Source organism: Flavobacterium sp. YJ01 (genome assembly GCF_029320955.1).
In the GTDB taxonomy this organism is placed as follows: domain Bacteria; phylum Bacteroidota; class Bacteroidia; order Flavobacteriales; family Flavobacteriaceae; genus Flavobacterium.
Genome location: NZ_CP119757.1, coordinates 4,256,341 through 4,278,625 on the forward strand (window position 1 = coordinate 4,256,341; position 22,285 = coordinate 4,278,625).

General features: G+C 33.6%; 13 protein-coding genes. All 13 read left to right on the forward strand.

Going from position 1 to position 22,285, the window contains the following annotated elements; genetic code table 11:
• Window positions 1-334: 334 nt before the first annotated feature.
• The 13 genes from P0R33_RS18710 (at window position 335) to P0R33_RS18770 (ending at window position 22,274) form a co-directional block, all read left to right on the forward strand.
• Window positions 335-1,732: a hypothetical protein gene (locus tag P0R33_RS18710; RefSeq protein WP_276172683.1), complete on the forward strand. Its 1,398-nt coding sequence runs from the start codon at window positions 335-337 to the stop codon at window positions 1,730-1,732.
• A gap of 46 nt (window positions 1,733-1,778) precedes the next feature.
• On the forward strand, window positions 1,779-4,811 hold the full coding sequence (locus P0R33_RS18715; RefSeq protein ID WP_276172684.1) for a TonB-dependent receptor: 3,033 nt from the start codon (window positions 1,779-1,781) through the stop codon (window positions 4,809-4,811).
• Between the two features lie 11 nt (window positions 4,812-4,822).
• Entirely contained in the window at window positions 4,823-6,424 is a 1,602-nt protein-coding gene (locus tag P0R33_RS18720) for a RagB/SusD family nutrient uptake outer membrane protein (RefSeq protein ID WP_276172685.1), read from the forward strand.
• A 1-nt stretch (window position 6,425) separates the two neighbouring features.
• On the forward strand, window positions 6,426-8,063 hold the full coding sequence (locus P0R33_RS18725; RefSeq protein ID WP_276172686.1) for a glycoside hydrolase: 1,638 nt from the start codon (window positions 6,426-6,428) through the stop codon (window positions 8,061-8,063).
• A 122-nt stretch (window positions 8,064-8,185) separates the two neighbouring features.
• Window positions 8,186-9,769 carry a glycoside hydrolase gene (locus tag P0R33_RS18730; protein ID WP_276172687.1) on the forward strand — a complete coding sequence of 528 codons (1,584 nt, stop codon included), beginning with the start codon at window positions 8,186-8,188 and terminating at the stop codon, window positions 9,767-9,769.
• Between the two features lie 101 nt (window positions 9,770-9,870).
• Window positions 9,871-12,294 (forward strand): sugar-binding domain-containing protein, encoded by a 2,424-nt coding sequence (locus P0R33_RS18735; RefSeq protein WP_276172688.1) that lies wholly within the window; start codon window positions 9,871-9,873, stop codon window positions 12,292-12,294.
• Between the two features lie 100 nt (window positions 12,295-12,394).
• Window positions 12,395-14,308 carry a glycoside hydrolase family 97 protein gene (locus tag P0R33_RS18740; protein ID WP_276172689.1) on the forward strand — a complete coding sequence of 638 codons (1,914 nt, stop codon included), beginning with the start codon at window positions 12,395-12,397 and terminating at the stop codon, window positions 14,306-14,308.
• 110 nt (window positions 14,309-14,418) lie between these two features.
• On the forward strand, window positions 14,419-15,036 hold the full coding sequence (locus tag P0R33_RS18745) for a hypothetical protein (RefSeq protein WP_276172690.1): 618 nt from the start codon (window positions 14,419-14,421) through the stop codon (window positions 15,034-15,036).
• A 157-nt stretch (window positions 15,037-15,193) separates the two neighbouring features.
• Window positions 15,194-15,985, forward strand: a complete 792-nt coding sequence (locus tag P0R33_RS18750) for a type II CAAX endopeptidase family protein (protein ID WP_276172691.1) — start codon at window positions 15,194-15,196, stop codon at window positions 15,983-15,985.
• Between the two features lie 32 nt (window positions 15,986-16,017).
• Window positions 16,018-16,485 carry a CPBP family glutamic-type intramembrane protease gene (locus P0R33_RS18755; RefSeq protein WP_276172692.1) on the forward strand — a complete coding sequence of 156 codons (468 nt, stop codon included), beginning with the start codon at window positions 16,018-16,020 and terminating at the stop codon, window positions 16,483-16,485.
• 298 nt (window positions 16,486-16,783) lie between these two features.
• The gene (locus P0R33_RS18760) at window positions 16,784-19,510 is read left to right on the forward strand and encodes an alpha-L-rhamnosidase (protein WP_276172693.1); all 2,727 of its coding nucleotides are present in this window, start codon (window positions 16,784-16,786) and stop codon (window positions 19,508-19,510) included.
• A 503-nt stretch (window positions 19,511-20,013) separates the two neighbouring features.
• Window positions 20,014-21,078, forward strand: coding sequence for an AraC family transcriptional regulator (locus P0R33_RS18765; protein WP_276172694.1), 1,065 nt, complete (start codon window positions 20,014-20,016; stop codon window positions 21,076-21,078).
• A gap of 428 nt (window positions 21,079-21,506) precedes the next feature.
• Complete coding sequence (locus tag P0R33_RS18770; RefSeq protein ID WP_276172695.1) at window positions 21,507-22,274, forward strand: hypothetical protein; 768 nt, start codon at window positions 21,507-21,509, stop codon at window positions 22,272-22,274.
• Window positions 22,275-22,285 lie beyond the last annotated feature (11 nt).

The following is a 22,285-nucleotide window of genomic DNA, read 5'->3' on the forward strand; positions in this document are numbered from 1 at the left end:
TTAGTTTCAAGATAAAGTTTTATCTCTTTTTAAAGAGCTGAGCACTCTTTAAAATTCTAAAAGTAGTGGTTGGTTACATTACTTTTTGAACCCGCGGCTTAGAAGTAAGCTGCGGGTTAATTTAAAAACACTTATTAATAGATAGAAATAAAAAAAGAAAAAAATAGTAAAACAATTAACCAAACTCAATTCAATATGAAAGTAACCACATAATTAATTGCAACTGTTTTCCGCATAAGGAAAAACAGAAAAACCAATCTCGACTTAAACCTGCGAGAATAAAAACTTTCGCTTTAGAAAGAAAACTAACTAACTAAACCTTAAAACTTAAGAAATGAAAAAAAATGTATTTTTATTTTTTCTTGCTCTTTTTGGCATTCTTTTTACCGGCTGCCAAAATAACGAATCAGGATTTCCAAGTTCTGATAACCCTACGGTGGTAGTTTCGACAAAAGAAATTTACGGAGCACCAAGTAGAAAATTTGAAATCAAAGCAGCCCTTGCCGATGATTTAGGATTAAAAAGTGTAGAGATTCAAATTCCAGAATTATCATTAGATAAAACAATCAGTTTTGCTACAAATCCTCTTTTAGAATCGTATGATCTTAGTTACTTTTTTGAGGTCCCAGCTGGAAGAGGAACATCAGAAACATTCAAAATAAAATTAATCATTACAGACGTTTCTGGTAATGTCGTAAACGAAGAAATCAATTTACGTCTTGATGGCGAGTTTGCTGCGCCGAGTATTTCTATGATTACTCCAAAAGAAGGCGCCGTTATTTTATTGTCCACAAGCAATAAAATGCCAGTAAATTTTGTGGTAAATGACGATTCAGGAATCGATTATATTCAGATAAAATGTACCGAACTTGGTATTGATGAGACTGTGCAATTGGTTGGATCTCCACAATCTTATACGTTCAATAAAACCTATACTTTACCAGTTACGGCAGCAAATTATGTCTTAACGATTACGGCTAAAGATAAATTTGCGATTCCAAATACTGGATCCTTAAACATCAATATTGTGGCAACAAATGAATATCCAGCAATTTATTTATGCGATCAGCCAAAAGGAACTAATTTGACGACAGATGCAGTGGGTGTTCCGATGTATTTCCACGAAAAAACTGGACAAGATTTCGAATTTAAATATTATGCTGACAAAGACAATAAAGAAATTTACTTCTTAGGTCAAGAATCAGATTTTGCGCCGCATTGTTTTGGTTTAAATGCTTCAGGAGAATTGGTTGATGATGTGGCTTCAACAGCGATTATTTTACCAACAAAGGGCTATTATAAAATTAAAGTAAATCCGAATACTTTAAAATATACTGCCGAAAAATATACGCCTTCAAGCAAAGTTTGGGCAGATGTTGCAAACGGTTTATGGCATGATGTTGAGGCGCAGAGAAAACCTTTTGTTAGTGTTTGCGGTGGCGGAATTCAAGGAGCAACTTGGGACACTTGGGATGCGTGGATGCAAAAAGGTTTACACTTAGCCAATAATGCTGCAAATCCTTATCAGTTGGTTGGAGAATATACTTTGACAGGTACTATGGAAGCTACTTTTACAGGTCAATGGTGGAGTCCATCATGGAGATTGATCAAAAACGGAATTGCGACAATGTCTCCAGGAGAAAATGGCAATGCAAAATATCCAGCGGCTCCAGGCGTATACAAAGTGGTTTTAGACACCGAATTAGAAAGAGTGTTTATAACAAAAAAATAGTTAGTTACAACCTTATTGTAGCAATTAACAAATAAAACAGCTTAATATGAAATTTAAATATATAGGATTTTTTATTGCCCTTTTGTGTACTGCTGTATCCTTTGGACAAATAAAAATAAAAGGAACTGTAAAGGATAAAGCCAATGTGCCGATTCCGGGAGTAAATGTATTGGTAAAAGGAACTTCAACTTCAGCAGCAACTGATTTTGATGGTAATTATGTGCTTAATGTACCAAATAAAAATGCACAGCTTGAATTTACTTTTGTTGGTTTTACAACCAAAGTAGAGTCAATTGGAGATAAAACAGAAATTAATGTTGTGCTTGAAGAATCTAGCCAGGCATTAGATGAGATAGTTGTAGTAGGTTATGCGGCTGTAAAAAAGAGCGATGTAACGAGTTCAATTTCTTCTGTAAAAGGAAAAGAATTACAGACTATGACTGTTGGTAATGTTACAGAATCATTACAGGGGAAAGTTTCCGGTGTCCAAGTTACGGGGGCTGGAGGACCGGGAGCTCAACCTAGAGTTTTAATTCGTGGTATTTCGACTTTAAACTTAAATACAGATCCGCTTTACGTTGTAGACGGAATCCCGATGGGAACGAGCATCAATTTCTTGAGTAATAATGAAATTGAATCTATGGAGGTTCTGAAAGATGCTTCTGCAAGTGCGATTTATGGTTCTCGAGCTTCAAACGGGGTTATTTTGATTACTACGAAAAAAGGAAAAGTGGGTAAAACAAGATTCAATTTTGATTTGAGTTCGGGTATGCAGATGATGAATAATCCGTACAATATGGCTGATGCAGAAACTTACGCTAGAATCATGAATACGGCTAACAACAATTCTGGTTATGCTGATTATCTGCCAAATCCTTCTCAATACAGAGGGAAAACAACAGATTGGTGGAAAGCAGGAATTAGAAAAGCTTCTCCCGTAACGAATGCTTCTTTTGGTGTAGCAGGCGGTTCAGATAAACATACTTATGCCATTAGTTTAAACTATTATAATGCAGAATCAATTTATGAAGTTGGCGGATGGGAAAGAGTGACGATGAGAATTGCCAATGATTTCAAATTTTCGGATAAATTCTCAGCAGGAATCACTTTAAATCCACGTTACGAGACTTGGGGTTCACCTAACAATTGGGCAGATTTTGATAAAATTGATCCCATTACACCAATTTACAAACCAGCTGATCAATTAACAGGATTAGAAAACGAATACAGTATTTATGCACGTTCTCCTTCTTATGTTTGGAATCCTGTTGCAGCTGTAAAAAGATACGATGATTTTACGAATCAGTACAATTTAAATACAAATGGATATTTACAATACGAACCAATAAAAGGTTTAGTAATTCGTACACAGGCATCTATTGAAGTTGGTGATAAAACACAAAGTATTTTCAGACCAGATTTTATAATTGATGCAGCGCACGAAAAAGCAGAAATTAATAGTGTTGAAAGAAGAAACACTACAAATGCAGACTGGACTTGGCAAACAACAGCAACTTATAGCAGAACTTTTGCCGAAAAACACAACGCTTCTTTTATGATTGGTAGCACTATGGAGGAATACAATGCCAATGATGTTTGGGGTTATGGCGAAGGAGTTCCTAATAATTCTGACTTAATGAGAGAAGTGAGCGCTGCTACAAAAAATCGTAATAGCAGTGGTACTAGCTGGTCAAGTTCATTGATGTCTTATATTTCGCGTCTTTCTTATAACTACGACGGAAAGTACTATTTTACAGGAACGTTTAGACGTGATGGTTCTTCTAAATTTATGGCAAACAATAAATGGGCAAATTTCCCATCGGCCTCTGCTTCATGGAGAGTTTTAAATGAAGGATTTATGGAATCTGCAAAAGATGTTTTAAGCGATCTTAGATTTAGAGCAGGTTGGGGTAAAGTAGGTAATCAAGGTTTGCCTGATGCGGTTTATCAATCAAATATCGGACAAGGATATTATGTGATTGATGGTCAGGTGGTAGATACTTCTTATCCATCGACTATGGCAAATAAGGATATTAAATGGGAAACTGTAGAAGATATGAGTTTTGGTATCGATTATGGATTTTGGAAAAACAAATTGTCTGGATCTATAGAATATTACCAAAAGAAAACAAAAGATATGTTGTTCTTAAAACAATTTCCAACTTATAGCGGATTTCCTGGATATTCAACTATGTGGACAAATGTGGGTTCGATGAAATCAAGCGGTATCGATTTATTGATTTCATTCAAAGATAAAAAAGGTGATTTCTCTTATGGTGCAGATTTAACTTTTACAACTGTCGATGTAGAAATGATTTCATTATCTGCTGACGGAGAAAGATTATACGGTTCAAGCAATAGAACCTTAACGGTTAAAGGTGATGAACCTGGATATTTTTACGGTTATGTTGCTGATGGTTTGTTCCAAAACCAAACAGAGTTAAATTCTCATACAGATGAACACGGAACTAAATTACAGCCTTATGCACAAGTAGGTGATGTTCGTTTTAAAGATATAAATGGCGACGGAAAAATAGATGACAAAGACAGAACTAAAATTGGTTCTCCTTGGGCAGACTACAATATTGGTTTGAACTTAAACTTTGCTTACAAAAACTTTGACATAGTAGCGAATTTTTATTCAAGTATTGGAAATGAAATCGTTAATCAGAATATTTCAGATTTATATAATGGTGCAAGTTTGACCAACAAGGTAAGTGGATTGGAACAAATGGCTTGGCATGGCGAAGGAACTTCAAACTATATTCCGAGATTATCAAAAGATGATAACAATGAGAACTTTACAAAATTCTCTTCTTTGTATGTAGAAGATGGATCTTTCGTTAGAATGAAAAACCTTCAAATTGGTTATTCCTTCTACAATAAATTTGGTTTAGATAAATTAAGATTATCACTATCAGGACAAAATTTATGGACATGGACAAACTATTCAGGAGTAGAACCTGAAGTTGGGGCAGGAGATCCAAATAATGGAGACAGAGTAAAAGGATCAGGTTTTGGAGGATGGAATTATCCAGTACAGCCAACAATTCTGATGGGACTTAATGTTGCATTTTAATCAAAACGATCATGAAAAAAATAATAGTATCAATAATAGCTTTTTCTCTATTTTCGGCATCTTGCAGTGATTTTATAGAAAAAGACCAAAGAGGAACTCAGACTTTAGAAAATTATTTTCAAACAGTACAAGAATGCGAGAATTATACCAATGAATTAACGCAACGTTTACTGTTAGCAAAAGAATGGTGGGTATTAACTGCTCCTAGAGTAACCAACGAAATGGCAACAGATGATGCCTGGATGGGAAATACCGGTCAAGATAATAGTGCACATAGACCTTGTTCGCAGTATATTATTACTCCTGATAATATGGGAGATATGAACGGTATCTACACAGCACATTTTTACACGATTCAATCTGCAAATGTTGGTCTAGAAAGAATGGCACTTTCTCCGCTTACAGATGCCCAAAAAAATCAATATATGGGCGAATCTTTATTTGTCCGTGCATATTGCTATTATGAATTGGTAAATCTTTTTGGAGGAGTTCCGGTTTATACAAAATCTTTAGGAACTGGCGATTTAACGTTATCACGTAATACAGCAGCAGAAGTATATACTCAAATAGAAACCGATCTTAAAGAGGCAGCGGCAAAACTAGAAAGCGCTCCTGTAGCAAGAAATGGTAGAATTAACAAATGGGCGGCTTATGCTTTACTGGCTCGTGTGTCATTGTTCCAAGAAAAATGGGCAGAAGCAAAAACATATTCTAACAAAGTAATTACAGAAGGTCCTTTTCAGTTAGAAGCTGATTTCTTAAATATCTGGAATGTTAACAATCATAACGGAATTGAATCTATTTTAGAAGCGCAATCCTCTTCTGTTCAGGATAGAAACTTAGGTGCAGCGTTGCCAACTTTATCTGGAGCAAGAGGAGAAGACAAAAAGAATTTTCCAAGTAATGATGCAGCCGATGTTTTGGATGGTTGGGGATGGTGTATGCCGACAAGTGATTTAGAAAATGCTTATTTGTCTGAAAATGATGTTATCCGCCGCAGAAGCACCATTACAAAATGGGGAGAAGCAGCTTACGGAGATGAGGTTTTAAATCCGACACATAAATTCAGTTTAAACGATAATAAATCTGGACGTATCTGCCGTAAATATTATATCCCGATTGCGACACGTCGTGCATTAGATAAAAAAGACGGTCACTTGCCATTAAACATTCCGTTGATTCGTTTGGCAGAAATGTATTTAACTAGAGCTGAAGCAAATTATCATACAGGCGGTGATGCTTTAGCAGATATTAATATCATCAGAGCACGTGTAAAATTAGATCCGAAAACAGGAATTTCTGGACCAACCCTTTTAAGACAGATTTACAAAGAACGTCGTTTAGAATTGGCTTTTGAAGGATTGCGTTTATTTGATATTCGCCGAGAAAAAGATCCAACAACTGGAAGACCGGTGATCGAATCTTTGATGGGACCAAACGGAACTTTTGTACAATACAACTTGAGTTCTACAGATCCTTACGAAACCACAAACTTGAGAGAATCTCAGGATAAAGGAATCAATTTTAATCCTGCAAAAAACTTATTGTGGCCAATTCCACAATTAGAAATCGATTTGAGCGGTGGTGTAATTAAACAAAATCCTGGATACTAAGATGAAACAGTATAATCAAAATAAAGTAGGTCTGCTATGTGCAGGCTTACTTTTCGCAAGTTCTTTTTTTGTAAGCTGTGATTCTGAAAAATCTGAAAATTCAGGTTCAGAAAATGCTGTAACAGAATTAAATGTAAGTTTAGATATGAATCTTCAAACTATGGAAAGTTTTGGAGCTTCAGACGCTTGGCAGTGTAATTTTATTGGAAAAAACTGGCCAACTGATAAAAGAAATAAAATAGCCGATTTATTGTTCAGCCAAGGTTTAGATGCTGACGGAAATCCAAAAGGAATCGGATTATCCTTATGGCGTTTTAATCTTGGAGCAGGAAGTGCAGAACAAGGTGAAGCTAGTGATATTACAGATGAATGGAGAAGATCGGAATGTTTTACCAGCAATGGAGTTTCGTATGATATGAACAAACAAGCGGGACAGGTTTGGTTTATGAAAGCGGCAAGAGAACGCGGTGTTGATAAACTTTTGGCTTTTGCAAACAGTGCTCCGGTTTATTTAACCCAAAACGGAAAAGCGCATGCTTCTATCAAAGAATTTTATAATTTGAAAGATGGAAAAATGACTGATTTAGCTGACTTTTGGACTACATCTTTAGAAAAATTAAAAACAGAACACGGCTTAACTATCGATTATGTAAGTCCGTTTAACGAACCTCAATATGAATGGGACGGATCTGGGCAAGAAGGTTCTCCAGCAACTAATGCAAACATTTACAGTTTCGTCAACATTTTATCTCCAAAACTGCAAGCCAAAAATTTACAAGCTAAAATTGTTGTAGGAGAAGCTGGAGCTTATGAACCGCTTTATAAAACAGTTTCTGGAAAAGAAAGCAGATCAAACCAGATTGATTATTTCTTTGCTGCTAATTCTTCTAAAAATATCGGAAATTTAAGCAATGTAAAAAGAACTATTTCCGGACATAGTTACTGGCAAGCTTGGCCGTTAAGCACTTTGGTTTCATCAAGACAAGAAGCAGCTGCGAGAACACAATCTGTTGGCGGATTAAGTCTTTGGTCATCGGAATATTGTGTTTTAGAAAGTCCGGGAACTGCAGAACTTCCGGGTGGAGCAGGTTCAGGAAGAGATTTAGGAATGTCATTGGCACTTTGGACAGCTCGTATTATTAGTACAGATATTGCCATTGGAGGCGTAACTTCTTGGCAATGGTGGACAGCAATTAGCCGTGGCGATTACAAAGATGGATTAATTCATGTGGATGATGGAGCAAGCAACGGCGCAGGAAATGCAGATTATTGTAAAAATGATGGATATATTAGAGATTCAAAAACACTTTGGGCTTTAGGAAACTTTTCATTTTTCGTAAAACCTGGAATGGTTCGAGTTCAAATTCCAAGCATTGACAATACCTCAGAATTAAATAATGTTATGGTTACAGCGTATAAAGATGTAGCAAATAAAAAGTTAGTTGTGGTTGCAGTTAACATCAGCAAATCAGCGAAAGCTTATAAATTGAATCTTGCTGGCGGAACAGTAACTGATAATAAATTAACACCTTACATAACTTCTGAAACACTGAGTTTGAAAAAAGGAATAGCGGTTGATGTTTCTGGTTTTGAAATTCCAGCGAGATCTATAGTAACCTACGTAGGGACGTATAAATAAGAATAAAAAATTAACCGCAAAGTCGCAAAGACAAACCGCAAAGTTCGCAAAGCTTAAATTAAACTTTGAGAACCTTGCGAAAAACTTAGCGCCTTTGCGGTTAAATAAAAACAAAAAAATAAATGAGAAAAGTATATCTCTCACTTTTATTGGTAATCAGTTCGCTGTCTTTTGCACAGCGAACGATTACTATCAGCACAGATAATGTAGTACAAACCATGGATGGTTTTGGAGGTTCTGATGCTTGGCGAACACAATTTGTAGGTAAGAATTGGCCAGAACAGAAAAAAAATGCCATTGCAGATTTACTATTTAGCAAAGAAATCGATGCAAACGGAAATCCAAAAGGAATCGGACTTTCGATCTGGCGATTTAATCTAGGAGCTGGAAGCACGGAACAAGGAGAAAACAGTAAAGTTTCTGACGAATGGAGAAGAAGCGAATGTTTTCTAAATGCTGATGGAACTTATGATTTTTCTAAACAAGAAGGTCAGAGATGGTTTTTGCAAGCAGCTAAAAAAAGAGGAGTTGAAAAATTTCTTATTTTTACTAATAGTCCACCCGTTTATTTGACAAACAACGGATTGTCTTTCGCTTCTCAAAAGAATAAACTGAATCTAAAAGATGGCGCAATTCCACAATTTGCCGATTTCTTAGTTCAAAGTATTCAAGGTTTGGAGAAAAAAGAAGGAATTAAATTCGACTATGTGAGTCCGATCAACGAACCGCAATGGGAATGGATGCCAAAAAATGGAGATACCAATAGTCAAGAAGGAACTCCAGCAACCAATCAGGAAATTTATGATTTAACCAAATCTCTTTCGGAAAAGCTAAAAGCTAAAAAAATGAATACCGAAATCGTCATTGCAGAAGCAGCGCAAATCGATTATTTGTATGAAAATGTAAATGCTGAAAACCGCGACAATCAGATTGATTTTTTCTTTGGAAAAACAAAAACCAATGTGACGAAATTCTCGAATATAAAAAATGTAATACTTGGACATAGTTATTTTACAACATGGCCAATTGAAAAGCAGGTTTTAAGCCGAAAATTAATTGCCGCGGAAGTGGAACAAAAGCCAGAATTAAAATATTGGCAATCTGAATACTGTATTTTAGAAAATCCAGGAGAGAATGAAATTCCGGGAGGATCTGGCGGGGGAAGAGATTTAGGAATGCAGACCGCATTATTCGTCGCAAGATTAATTCATAATGATATTGCAGTTGCCAATGCCGCTTCATGGCAATGGTGGACTTCGATTACAAGAGTAGATTACAAAGACGGATTAATTTATCTGGATGACGGAAAAAGCAACGGAGGAACGGAGCCAAATTATGTAAAAAATGATGGTGAATTTCACGATTCAAAACTGCTTTGGGCATTAGGAAATTATTCGCTTTTTGTTCGTCCGGGAATGCAGCGAGTTGATATTCCAAACCAAAAAGAATTAGACGCAGCAAATGATGTAATGCTGACAGCCTACAAAGATGTTCAAAACAAAAAACTGATTGTAGTAGCAGTAAATTGTGGTAAAGAAACTCAGAAATACAAATTTGATCTTTCAAAAGGAACTTTAAAAAACAATGAATTTACGCCCTACATCACTTCGGATAAATCAAATTTAAAAAAAGGCGAAATTCAAAAAAACAATAATTTAGAAATACCTGCAAGATCTGTGGTGACGTTTGTAGGGGAGATGCTTTAGGGTTCAGTCGCAGTTTTCAGCCAGCAACTGTAAACTGTGACTTCGACTGAGAACTAATTCAAAAATGCAAGAAAAATAAATTAACTAAAAAATAGAATATAGTGTTAACTAAGAAAATTTTAATCCCCGTTTTACTCTTTTCATGTTTGTCTGCAAGCAGTCAGATTTCGTTTGGAGATTCAAAAAAAATCAATGATAATTGGAAGTTCAATCTTAAAGATGTTTCCGATGCAAAAAATGCCACTTTTGATGATAACAAATGGCAGAACGTAAATGTACCGCATGATTGGAGCGTAAAAGGACAATTGAGTCCAACGCTGGCAAGTTGTACAGGATATTTGCCTGGGGGAATTGCTTGGTACAGAAAATCAATCAATATTCCGGAAAGTAAATCGGGCGAAAAAGTTTATTTATATTTTGAAGGTGTTTACAACAGAAGCGAAGTTTTTATCAACGGAAAATCGTTAGGAAAACGTCCAAACGGATATATTTCTTTTGCTTACGATGCAACTCCGTTTGTAAAATTCGGTGGCGAAAACACCATTTCTGTTCGCGTAGATCACAGTCAAAGTGCCGATTCAAGATGGTACACTGGTTCTGGAATTTACAGAAATGTTTGGTTGGTATATGCAAATCCGGTTCATATTGCGCAATGGGGCATTTACGCTTATCCTGAAGTTAAAAAAGGAACAGGAACTCTTAATGTTGAGGTTGATGTAGAAAACGGTTCTTCTTCAAAATCATCTTTGACTGTTGTAAATGAATTGTTTTCAAAAGACGGAAAATCAGTAGCAAAAACCTCTTCAAAAGTGGAAGTTGCAGCAAAACAAAGCGGAAAAATTTCGACAAAAATCAATGTCAAAAATCCACAATTGTGGGATTTAGACAATCCGAATTTGTATGAACTGAAAACAACCGTTTTACAAGACGGAAAAGAAATCGATAAAACAGTAACACAAACTGGTTTCAGAAGTTTTACATTCGATCCAAACAATGGTTTTGCCCTAAACGGAAAAGGAATGAAAATGAAAGGAGTTTGTTTGCACCACGATGCTGGAGTTTTAGGATCTGCAGTTCCAAGAGAAGTTTGGAAAACAAGATTGCAAACGCTGAAAGAAATTGGAGTAAATGCCATTCGTACAAGTCATAATCCGCAGGCGCCAGATTTTTATGAGCTTTGCGACGAATTAGGATTATTGGTTTTAAATGAAGCTTATGACGAATGGGAATTTCCAAAACGTAAATGGTTAGAAGGTTGGAATTATGGAACTCCAGGTTTCCAAGGTTCATTTGATATTTTTGCCGATTATGCCGAAAAAGATTTAGAAGATTTTGTACGCCGTGACAGAAACCATCTTTCTGTATTCGGATGGAGTATTGGTAACGAGGTAGATTATCCAAATGATCCATATTCTCACCCTGTTTTAGACAAAGGAAAAGACGGTTTCGGACAAGCGGCTTATGGCGGTTACAAAAAAGATGCGCCAGATGCCATGCGTCTTGGAGCAATTGCAAAACGTTTGGTTGCTGCAGTAAAAAAATACGACAAATCACGCCCTACAACAGCAGGTTTAGCTGGAGTTGCGATGTCTAACGAAACAGAATATCCAGGTGCTTTAGACATTACAGGTTACAATTATACGGAAAGCAAATACAAATCAGATCACGAAAAATATCCGAAAAGAGTCATTTACGGAAGTGAAAATGTTCATGACATGGAACCTTGGTTAGACGTAAAAAACAACAAATTTATTTTTGGTCAGTTTCTTTGGACAGGAATTGATTATTTAGGAGAATCAGGTAGATGGCCTTCAAGAGGATTTTACTCTGGTTTAGTTGATTTTGCTGGAGTTATCAAACCAAGAGGTTATTTCCGTCAGTCACTTTGGTCAGATAAACCAATGGCTTACGTTGGAACTTATCCTTTAGTAAATGAAAAAGATATTTCTAAAGACGCTTGGGCAATCTGGAATTACGAAAACGGACAAAAAATCCGTGTGGTTTGTTATACCAATGCTGCTAAAGCACGTTTAGAATTGAACGGAAAAGTAGTAGGCGAAACCAAATTATACGACGAAAAAACGGGAATTATATATTGGGATATTCCGTTTGCTGCTGGAAAATTAGAAGCAATTGGTTTAGATAAAAACGATAAAGAAGTAAGCCGTTATGCCATAAATTCGACACAACAACCAGTTGAATTAACTATTGCTGATAAAAATATCACAATCAGCAAAGATAAAGGAGTTGCTAAAATCATGGTTCAGGTTAAAGACCAAAACGGACTTCCAGTAATGCTTTCTGATAATGAAGTAACTTGCACAATCAGCGGTCCAGGAACATTATTAGGACTTGAAGCTGGAAACAACAGCGATATGACCGATTATGCAGATAACATACAAAGAGTATTTCACGGACACATTGCGGCTTATATTCAAGCAAAAGGAGATTGGGCTGAACCTATAAAAGTTAAATTTACAAGTCAATGGCTAAAACCAGTTGAGGTAATTATTAATTTGAAGTAATAATCAAATACAAGTGTTGTCTCAACGTGACATCTCAATTTTATATATATCATAGATAGAAATGTCCCATTGGGACATTTTGTCTGTAAAAACATTCGTAATGAAAGCAAAAAGAAACATATTGATTTTAGGGGTATTATTTAATTTCTTTTTTTCAAGCGCACAAGAACTTGTGTCTCCAAACGAAAAAATTAAAGTAGAACTCCAAGCTGAAAAGGGAAAAATGGATCGGGTTTATTTTAAAATATCATATAAAAATAATGACGTTTATACCGAAGTTTTGCCATTATCTCAGCTAGGAATTTTACAAAAAAATGAACGTTTTGATAGTTTGGAATTTATTGGAGAATCTAAAATTGTCGAGATACAAGATGATTATCAAATGATTTGTGGCAAACGCGCACATTGCGAAAATTTTGGAAGTGAGAAAAAGTTTAGTTTTAAAAACAAAAATAATCAGAAACTTGATATTGTTTTTAGAGCTTACAATAATGGTGTTGCGTTTCAGTATGTTTTTCCAAATCAATCAGAAAAGAAAATTAATATAACGGAAGAACTTACAACTTATAATATACCAGAAGGAACTTCTAGATGGATTCAACCATTTCAAGTTTCCTATGAAGAGTTTTTTCCGCAAAGCAATACAGGAATCAATCCTCAAAAAAATAGCGATTGGGGTTTTCCAGCTTTATATAAGGTAAACGAAAAACCAGTTTGGGTACTTATTTCTGAGGCAGGAATTACAGAAAATCATTGTGCTTCGATGCTGAATAATTCACAAAAACCATCTGAATACAAAGTAACTTATCCTGCTGTAAGAGATGATTTTAAGCAGATTGGTGTTGTAACCAAATTACCTTGGAGTTCTCCGTGGCATACGTTTGCAATTGGAAATTTATCAGACATTGCAGAATCAAACTTGGTTACAGATGTTAGTAAACCCAATGAATTAAAAGATACAGATTGGATAAAACCAGGGGCTGTTTCTTGGATTTATTGGGCGTATAATCATGGCTCAAAAGATTATAAAAAAGTGGTTGAATATGTAGATTTAGCTGTTGAAATGAAATGGCCTTACGTGTTAATTGACTGGGAATGGGATGTTATGGCAAATGGCGGAAATTTAGAAGATGCATCTAATTATGCTAAAAGTAAAGGAATAAAACCACTTATTTGGTACAACTCAGGAACAAGTTGGCTCGAACCAACCCCAGTCGACAGATTGCTTACTGCGGAAAAAAGAAAAAAAGAATTTGAATGGCTTAATAAAATTGGCATCTACGGTATAAAAGTTGACTTTTTTGCTGGAGACCAGCAGGATATGATGCAATATTATATTGATATTTTAAAAGATGCTGCAAAATATCGTTTATTAGTCAATTTTCATGGAGCAACTGTTCCGCGTGGTTGGGCAAGAACGTATCCAAACTTAATGACAACAGAAGCAGTTTACGGCGCCGAATGGTACAATAATAAAGCCGTTTTAACAGATAAAGCCGCTGTTCATAATACAACACTTCCATTTACAAGAAACGTTGTAGGTTCGATGGATTATACGCCTGTCACTTTTTCTGATAGCCAACATCCTCATATTACATCTTTTGGACATGAATTAGCTTTATCTGTAGTTTTTGAATCAGGTTTACAGCATTTTGCAGATCGCCCTTCGGCTTATTATGATTTGCCTACAGCACCAAAAGAGTTCCTCAAAAACTTCCCGACTACTTGGGATGATACAAAATTGATTGATGGATTTCCGGGAGAAAAAGTAATTATGGCTCGCAAGAAAAATAATCTTTGGTATATTGGAGGTTTAAATGGAAAAGACAGCGCTCAGACTTTAACTCTTAACTTTGATTTTCTAGATAATGGAAATTATGAATTACAGTTAATTACAGATGGAAAGGATAGTAAATCTTTAGATTCTAAAATATTGAAAGTTAAAAAAGGAGAAACTATTAAAATTGATTGTCTTTCCAGAGGTGGTTTTGCAGGTGTGTTAAAAGCGAAATAATTCTTATTGAAACCCAGAAAAGCGAAATTATTTTAAAAACTGGACTGGCTGTAAGTTATTGTTCTTGAGTAATTTTGAATAGTAAATTTTAGGATCAAAAAATTTTAATCATGTCAAAATTTCATCTCAATATCAAAGAATTAGTTCAAGGAGAATTTAAAATAAACAAAGTAAACTTAGCTTTTGTTTTTCAGGTAAATTGTCCCGGTTGTTTTATCTACGGAATTCCTATTGTGAACGAGCTTTACAGATCATTTGGTGATAAAGTTGGTTTTATTGGAATAGCTACTGCTTTTGAGGATTTTGAATACAATAATGAGGAAAGTTTAAAATTACTGCTGGAAAAAGGAGCATTAGTTGGCGAAACAAAAAAATATTACACGACAAACTATGGAATTTCGAACTACGGGGAAATGCTGAATTTTCCAGTCGCTTTTGATAGTTTGGTTTCTTCTCAAGAGTTTATTAATTCGGGTAAAGTCGAATTAATTTGTGACGCCATTCCTAATTTTGAAAATTTTCGTGAAAAGGAAAAAGAAATTGTAGTGCAAAAAGTAAAAGAATATTATTCTCAGATGCCTTTATTAGCAGAAACTTTTACACTTAATCAATTAAAAGGTACGCCTTCATTTATTATTTTTGATGACAATTATACTGTTTTGGGAAATTATTTTGGTCATCAAAATTTAGAAATCTTAAAAACTAAAATAGAAGATTTATTGGGTTAGTTTAAACTTTTCTATGTTGCGAAATTTTTCTGTTTCTTAATAAACATTGTAATTCATCATTGAACAATCTTTTTTTTAAGTTTTAAGAAATAGATAGAAATAAAAAAAATAAAAATATTACTAGTATTTTTCGTACTACAAAATATATATTTGTAGTATGAAAAAAATAATCAGCTTTTATATTAAGGCATTTCTACAGATCTCTTTTATTTCTATACCTTTTATTTTTTTAGCTTTTCCTGATTTGAATAAAAATGAATTCACGTATAAAATTTGGATTTGTTCTTTTTTTCCTCAGTTAATGTACATCATATACTTATTCAAAAAAAATAATTTATACGGCTCCTTTAAAACAGCTCTCTTTTATAAATTATATGATTTTAAAGCTTATATATTTACTTTTCTTCTACCGTTTATAATCTATTATTCTTTGATTGGTCTAGAACTGATAAGAGTCAGTAAAGAATTCCATTGGGATATTGATATTCTCTTTTTCTTTATAATGATATTTTTTTCGGCCTTATTAGAAGAGATATTATTTAGGTTTATACCTTATTCTTTTTTAAGTAATGAATTTACACTCAAAAAGATACTTTTAATTTCGTCATTTTTTAGTGTATTTCACTTATTCAATCCAAATATTACTATTATTGGCGCTGTTAATATTATTCTTGCGGGTGTCTTTTTTAGTTTAATATATTTAAAAAGCAATTCACTTTTTTTAGTAACCGTAATTCATGCTTTTTGGAATTTTACAATAGGATGCTTACTCGGAAGTAATATTAGTGGAATGAAAATTAAAAGTATTTTGAAATATATTCCTCAAAAACAATTTATTTGGAGCGGAGGTGAATTTGGTTTTGAAGGATCAATTGTTACTACAATGTTCTTTTTAGGCAGTTCTATTTTTTTATATAATTTAAAAACAAACCGAATATTTAATTATTAATAACTCAAAATTTTTTTAAAAATTAGTCCATAATGATTGCAAAAATAAAAAGTTTTATACTTGATCTTAAATATTGGCAACTTATACTGCTTGTAATTCTTTTAAATTTTTTAAACAATTATATTTTTTCTGTTGTTTCAGATTTATTTGATGTTCCTTTAAACGAAGGTTTCAATGATCATTACACTATTAAAGAAAAAATAGTTTTATTTATTATTGTTGCTCCTTTGATTGAAACTTTACTATTTCAGTATCTTGTTATTGAAATTTCAAAGAGTATAAAATTGGCATTGAAATATTGCTGCCTTGCGTCTGCCTTTGCTTTTGCAGCATTTCATCTCTACAATGTTTTTTATTTCTCCTATACATTCGTGGCAGGCTTACTGTTTGCTTATTTATATACAAGAGGTAAAAATCAAAGAAGTGCAATATTACTACCATTCATTGCTCACGTAATTTACAATGGTATTGTTTTTATAGGGAAATATTATTTCGCTTAAATTATTTTTAAAATATTTCAAAATCTCTAAGAATGCAAAAAAGTCCCAATCTTTTGATTGGGACTTTTTTGTGCTAGGAACAAGATTCGAAGCAATTATATCAAATCTGCATTTTTTAATGGAAATAAATTGATTTTTGACATGATTCGTTGAAAAATAACACGATATGTAAATACAGGTAAAGATTATCTTATTTTATTTTGCATATACAAGGTATTTAATTCAATGATAGAATGCCTTATTTTCAAAAAAGCAAAATCCTAAATAATTTTTTCGTAATAAATTAAAATCTGTTTCTATGATTAAGAGAATAATTCTTCTTTGCCTTTTGCTACAAATAGTAATGGTAAAAGCGCAAACACAAGTAACGAATCTAACTACAGAAGGTCTTACAAATCCGTTAGGGATTGATAATCTGCAACCGCATTTTAGCTGGCAGTTAATAGCCAAACAACGTAATACCATGCAGCTTGCCTATGAAATCAAAGTTGCAGAAAGTGAAACTGGATTTAATAAAGATTTATTATGGACAACAGGTAAAGTTATATCCGATCAATCAATACATATTCCTTATAACGGTAAACCTTTAGAAGCCGGAAAACGTTATTATTGGCAGGTAAGAATATGGGATAACAAAGGCAAATTAACAACATGGAGCAATGTTGCTTATTGGCAGATGGGTTTGTTGAAAGAAAATGACTGGCAAGCTCAATGGATATCTCCGGGTTACGAAGAAGAAAATGATCGTCCATCGCCACTTTTAAGAAAAGAATTTAAAATCAATAAAAAAGTAAAATCTGCAACGGCTTATATTACTGCACACGGACTTTACGAAGCACAGATTAATGGAAAAAAAATTGGAGATAAGTACTTTACACCAGGTTGGACAAGCTATAAAAAGCGTCTTCAATATCAGGTTTATGATGTTAGTGATATGTTTACTAATGGTAATAATGCAATAGGAGTAATGCTGGGCAGCGGATGGTATCGAGGTTATTTCTCGCTTGGAAATTTCAAAGACATTTATGGTAGTGACATAAGTCTATTGTTTCAGTTAAACATTACCTATACAGACGGTAGTACAGAAACTATAATTTCAGATGGAAGTTGGAAATCTTCGACAGGTGCCGTACGAAGTTCAAATATATACGCGGGTGAAGTTATAGATGCACGTCTCGAAAAGCTTGGTTGGGCTACACCAGAATTTAATGATAAGGACTGGTCTGGAGTTAAGGTACAGTCTTTTCCTAAAAATATATTAATAGGCACTTATAATGAATCGGTTACACGACACGAAAAATTTATTCCTAAAAAGATTTTTACCACTCCTAAAGGTGAGCAAATAATTGATTTTGGTCAAAATCTTGTTGGCTGGGTTACTCTCAAAGTTAAAGGCGAGGCCGGTCAAAAGATAACAATTTCTCATGCAGAAGTATTAGATAAAGAGGGGAATTTTTATACCGAAAATCTGCGAATAGCAAAGGCACAGGATGTTTACATTTTGAAAGGAGGGAAACAAGAAATTTTTGAGCCGCATTTTACATGGCATGGCTTTCGTTATGTAAAACTGGAAGGATTTTCTGGAGAACTTAAGCCAGAAGATTTTGAAGCTTGTGCATTGTATTCGAATATGGAAAAAAAGGGTAGTTTTACAACTAGTAACGAACTTATAAATCAATTACAGCATAATATAGAATGGGGACTTAAAGGTAATTTTCTGGATGTTCCGACCGATTGTCCGCAGCGTGACGAACGTCTTGGTTGGACTGGAGATGCTCAAGTATTTTTTCGAACTGCTTCTTTTTTAAGAGGAGTTAATAATTTTTTTGTCAAATGGATGAAAGATCTCGCAGCAGATCAATTTCCTGACGGAAGTGTCACGCATGTCGTTCCAAATGTCTTAGCCGATTTTGAAAGAGGCAGCAGTGGCTGGGGCGATGCTGCAACTATAATTCCATGGAATATGTATTTAGCTTATGGAGACAAACGTATACTTGAAACACAGTATCAAAGCATGAAAAATTGGGTAAATTATATTCAATCACAAAGTAAAAATAATCTCTGGAAGCAAGGAAGACATTTTGGCGATTGGTTGTTTTATAATGTTCAAGATGATCTTTTTGGAGATTCTGCTATTACAAACAAATATCTTATAGCACAATGTTTTTATGCTCATTCTGTTCAATTACTTATAAATGCGGCAGAAGTACTTGGCAAAACTGATGATGTGAAAGCATATAATTTATTGCTTCAAGAAATTAAAGATGCTTTTTTAAAAGAATATACAACTGCTAATGGCGCTACAGTTTCAGATACACAAACATCTTATGTTTTGGCGCTTCATTTTGACATGTTGCCTGAGAAACTTCGCCAACAGGCAGCCGACAGACTTGCTGCAAATATTAGAAGATATGATACTCATCTAACAACAGGGTTTTTAGGAACACCGTATCTTTGTCATGTGCTAAGCCGATTTAATTATACTGACTTGGCTTTCGAATTGTTGTTGCAAAAAACTTATCCTTCTTGGTTATATCCCGTTACAAAAGATGCAACAACTATATGGGAACGTTGGGATGGAATTAAACCTGACGGCAGTTTTGAGAATTCTGATATGAATTCTTTTAACCATTATGCCTATGGCGCTATTGGCGACTGGATGTACCGTGTTGTAGCCGGTATTGATATAGAAGGTGATGGTATAGGATATAAAAAGATTCGTATTCATCCGCATATAGGTGGCGACTTTAATTATGTTTCTGCTGATTACAAAACTCCATATGGAAAGCTTTCTTCAAACTGGAAAATAAATGGCAATAGATTAAATTTGAAAACCGAAATACCACCGAATACGGTAGCTTACATAAATATTCCTACGTCATCATTGGAAGGTATTACAGAAAGCGGAAAGAATTTATCCGCAATTAAAGAGATTGAAATTGTAGAGAAAAAAGAGAATATTGTTATAGTTAAAGCAGGTTCAGGAATATATGAATTTAGTATTCCTTATACAGTGAAGAAGTAATCAAAAGTCTTTGTTTTTATTTTTAAAAAGTACTTTCTAAGATGTAGAGTATGCTAAGTTTAATAAAAGAGCTATTTTGAAAGTACTGATTTTTGAAAATTATATTTAGAATGTTATGTAAAAGATCCTAATCAAACGATTAGGATTTTTTTGTGGGAAGAACAGCCTTAGCTTTTAATTTGTGATTGTTTTGTCTTTCCGTATTCACAATAAAAAAATGTGAGCATAAAGCTTGAAAAAATTAAATTTTTGTAAATAATATTTTTATTTTTGCCGCAAAATTTACCCCAGATTTTTGCAGTATTTAAAGTTTATTTTTTTATAAAAAATATATTTTAACTACTTTTCCTACCGTGATTTTTATGTGAAATACTTTCGGTTTGCCGAAATTTTTCTTATTTTAGTCATATGTTCCTATCTTTTTCTTAGACAGGAAAAATTTATGTTTTAGTATATACGCCTTTAAAAGTTTGCTTAAGCAGATTTTTATAAAATTTTATTATATGACCATAGAGAATTGGCCTAAACATATTCAGAAATATCTTTTTCTGCTGAAAGATGGTTTTTTTCAGTTTCCTTACCTGTCTAATTCGCCACAGATAATGATTGACAGTATACTGAAACTACCCATAATTAAGCATTTCCCATTAAAAAACCGTATTGATTTTAATACCTCTTTATGCAGTGCAAAGATGTATTATAGAGAATTTGAAAAGGGTTTCTGGTTGATCACTTTTTACATGACGCTGAGAGAAAATATCATGGCTTTGTCAAGTTATGATAAAAGTAAATCGAGTGACTATTATCTGTTAACCTTTTCTATTTTCGAATATCAGTTTCCTCTAGGAAATGGTGATTTTTTAACTCTTCTAAGTACATGTTGGACTATCAGTAAACCAAATACAGAGATTTCTAGCTATTTTTATAAAGGATCTGATGGTAAATTTTTTACCATTGCAATGACAAAAGAGTGGGTAAAAAACAATTTTACCTCTAAAAAGTTTAAAGAGCGAAAAGCAATTTTAAACTTTTTAAATGGCGAAAAAGGTTCTTATACTTGGCTTGATATTTCTTCTAAAGCACATGAAATTGCAGCAGATTTATCACAATTACTAGAAAGTGAGAAAAATGAAGAATCAGATATTGCATTAATGCGAAAAAAGATTATGAAACTTATGACAAATTTTTTCGATAATGCCTTTAATGATAGCCGCATTACGGATAATATTTCATTAAGCAACATCGACTATTTGAATGTTTCGAAAGCTGAAAGAATTATTCTACAACATTTAAATCTTCCATTCATAGGAATTGAGTTTATAGCTAAAGAAGTTAACATGTCTGCAACGAAATTAAAATCAAATTTTAAAGCTGTTTTTGGTTTTTCGATGCTACAATATCATAAAGAAAAAAACCTTGTGCTTGCAATGCAATTGATAGAAAAATCTGGTTTTAATATTCAGGAAATAGCTGCTATTACGGGCTATGATTCTGCCGGAAGATTTGCATCAAGTTTTAAAAAACGATTTGGAAAACTTCCGTCAGAAGCACGTTTTTTTTCGACGTAATGCCAGTTTTTTTTCGTAAAATATTATATTTCTTACTTATTTATAACCAATTAGTATATTCTTCTATTTGAGTTATTGTTTTGTATTTCAATGATTTAAAATTTTTAAGATATCTCTTTTTTGTGGGATTTTTTTTGCTTTTATTTTGTTTTTTCTAAACCGCAAAATATGTCCGAATTGACTATCTATCACTCAGATTTTCAGCTACATTTGGTTTCGAAAAAAAAGGGGATTGGCATTTTTCATGATCAGCTAATATGATCGTCAATCCTTACTCTTAGCTGAATTTTCAGCATTATAAATTTTATTAAACATCAAAAAAAATGCGGCGATATAAAAATCGTGCGTAGTGTCTTTGTTGTGCTTTTTTTTGCCCCGAATCTTAATTTATTTATTATATGGTGAACTTTACTTATCTAAAAAATTTAATGTTGAATAAAGAACGGATTCTAAAATCTTCCGACAGTTCTTTATTGCTGTTATCTGCTGATAAGGATATAAGGCAGATAAGAAAAGAAAGTTTAAAGTCTTGGAAATTACAGACTGTATTTCTTTTATTTTTTGTTTTAGTTGGCAGTTTTAAATCTGTTGCACAAAATATCGGCAGCACAGATTCAAACCAGTATTTTAGAATAATTTCATTTGGAGAAAAAGTTGATTTAGGGGAAATTGATCCAGCAGTATCTTGGACAATCAGCAACTCCAAAAATAATGTTTTTACTTCTTTACATGGAAATGAAATCAACAGTTTTGTATTTCAGGATCCAGGTAGCTATGATGTTACATATCAGGAGAATAAAAGTCATGAGGGAGAATGCGATCACTCAGCATTTCCTCAAAAGTTCAGCATTAAAGTTGATGCGACCAAAATGGTATATGATTTTTCAAAAATTTCATTTTCTGAAAAACTGGAGAGAGGAAGAAATTATACAGATTTGATAATTACTGTTCCTGCAAAAATTACTACAAAAGAGAATTCCATTACAAAATTACCTGCACCAAATATGTCGGTTGCTGGGTTAGGAGTTTCATTTACAGTTGAAGCATTAGAAAAAGAAATTGTTATTGGCAATAAAATACAATTGTTGAGATATAAATTGTCAGGCGTTGTTAATCAAGAAACTTATTTAATGTTTGATTTTCATGATTTCAACAATCAGGTTCAGACCTACAATCTTCATCAGATAATAAAATAATCAAGTTCTTT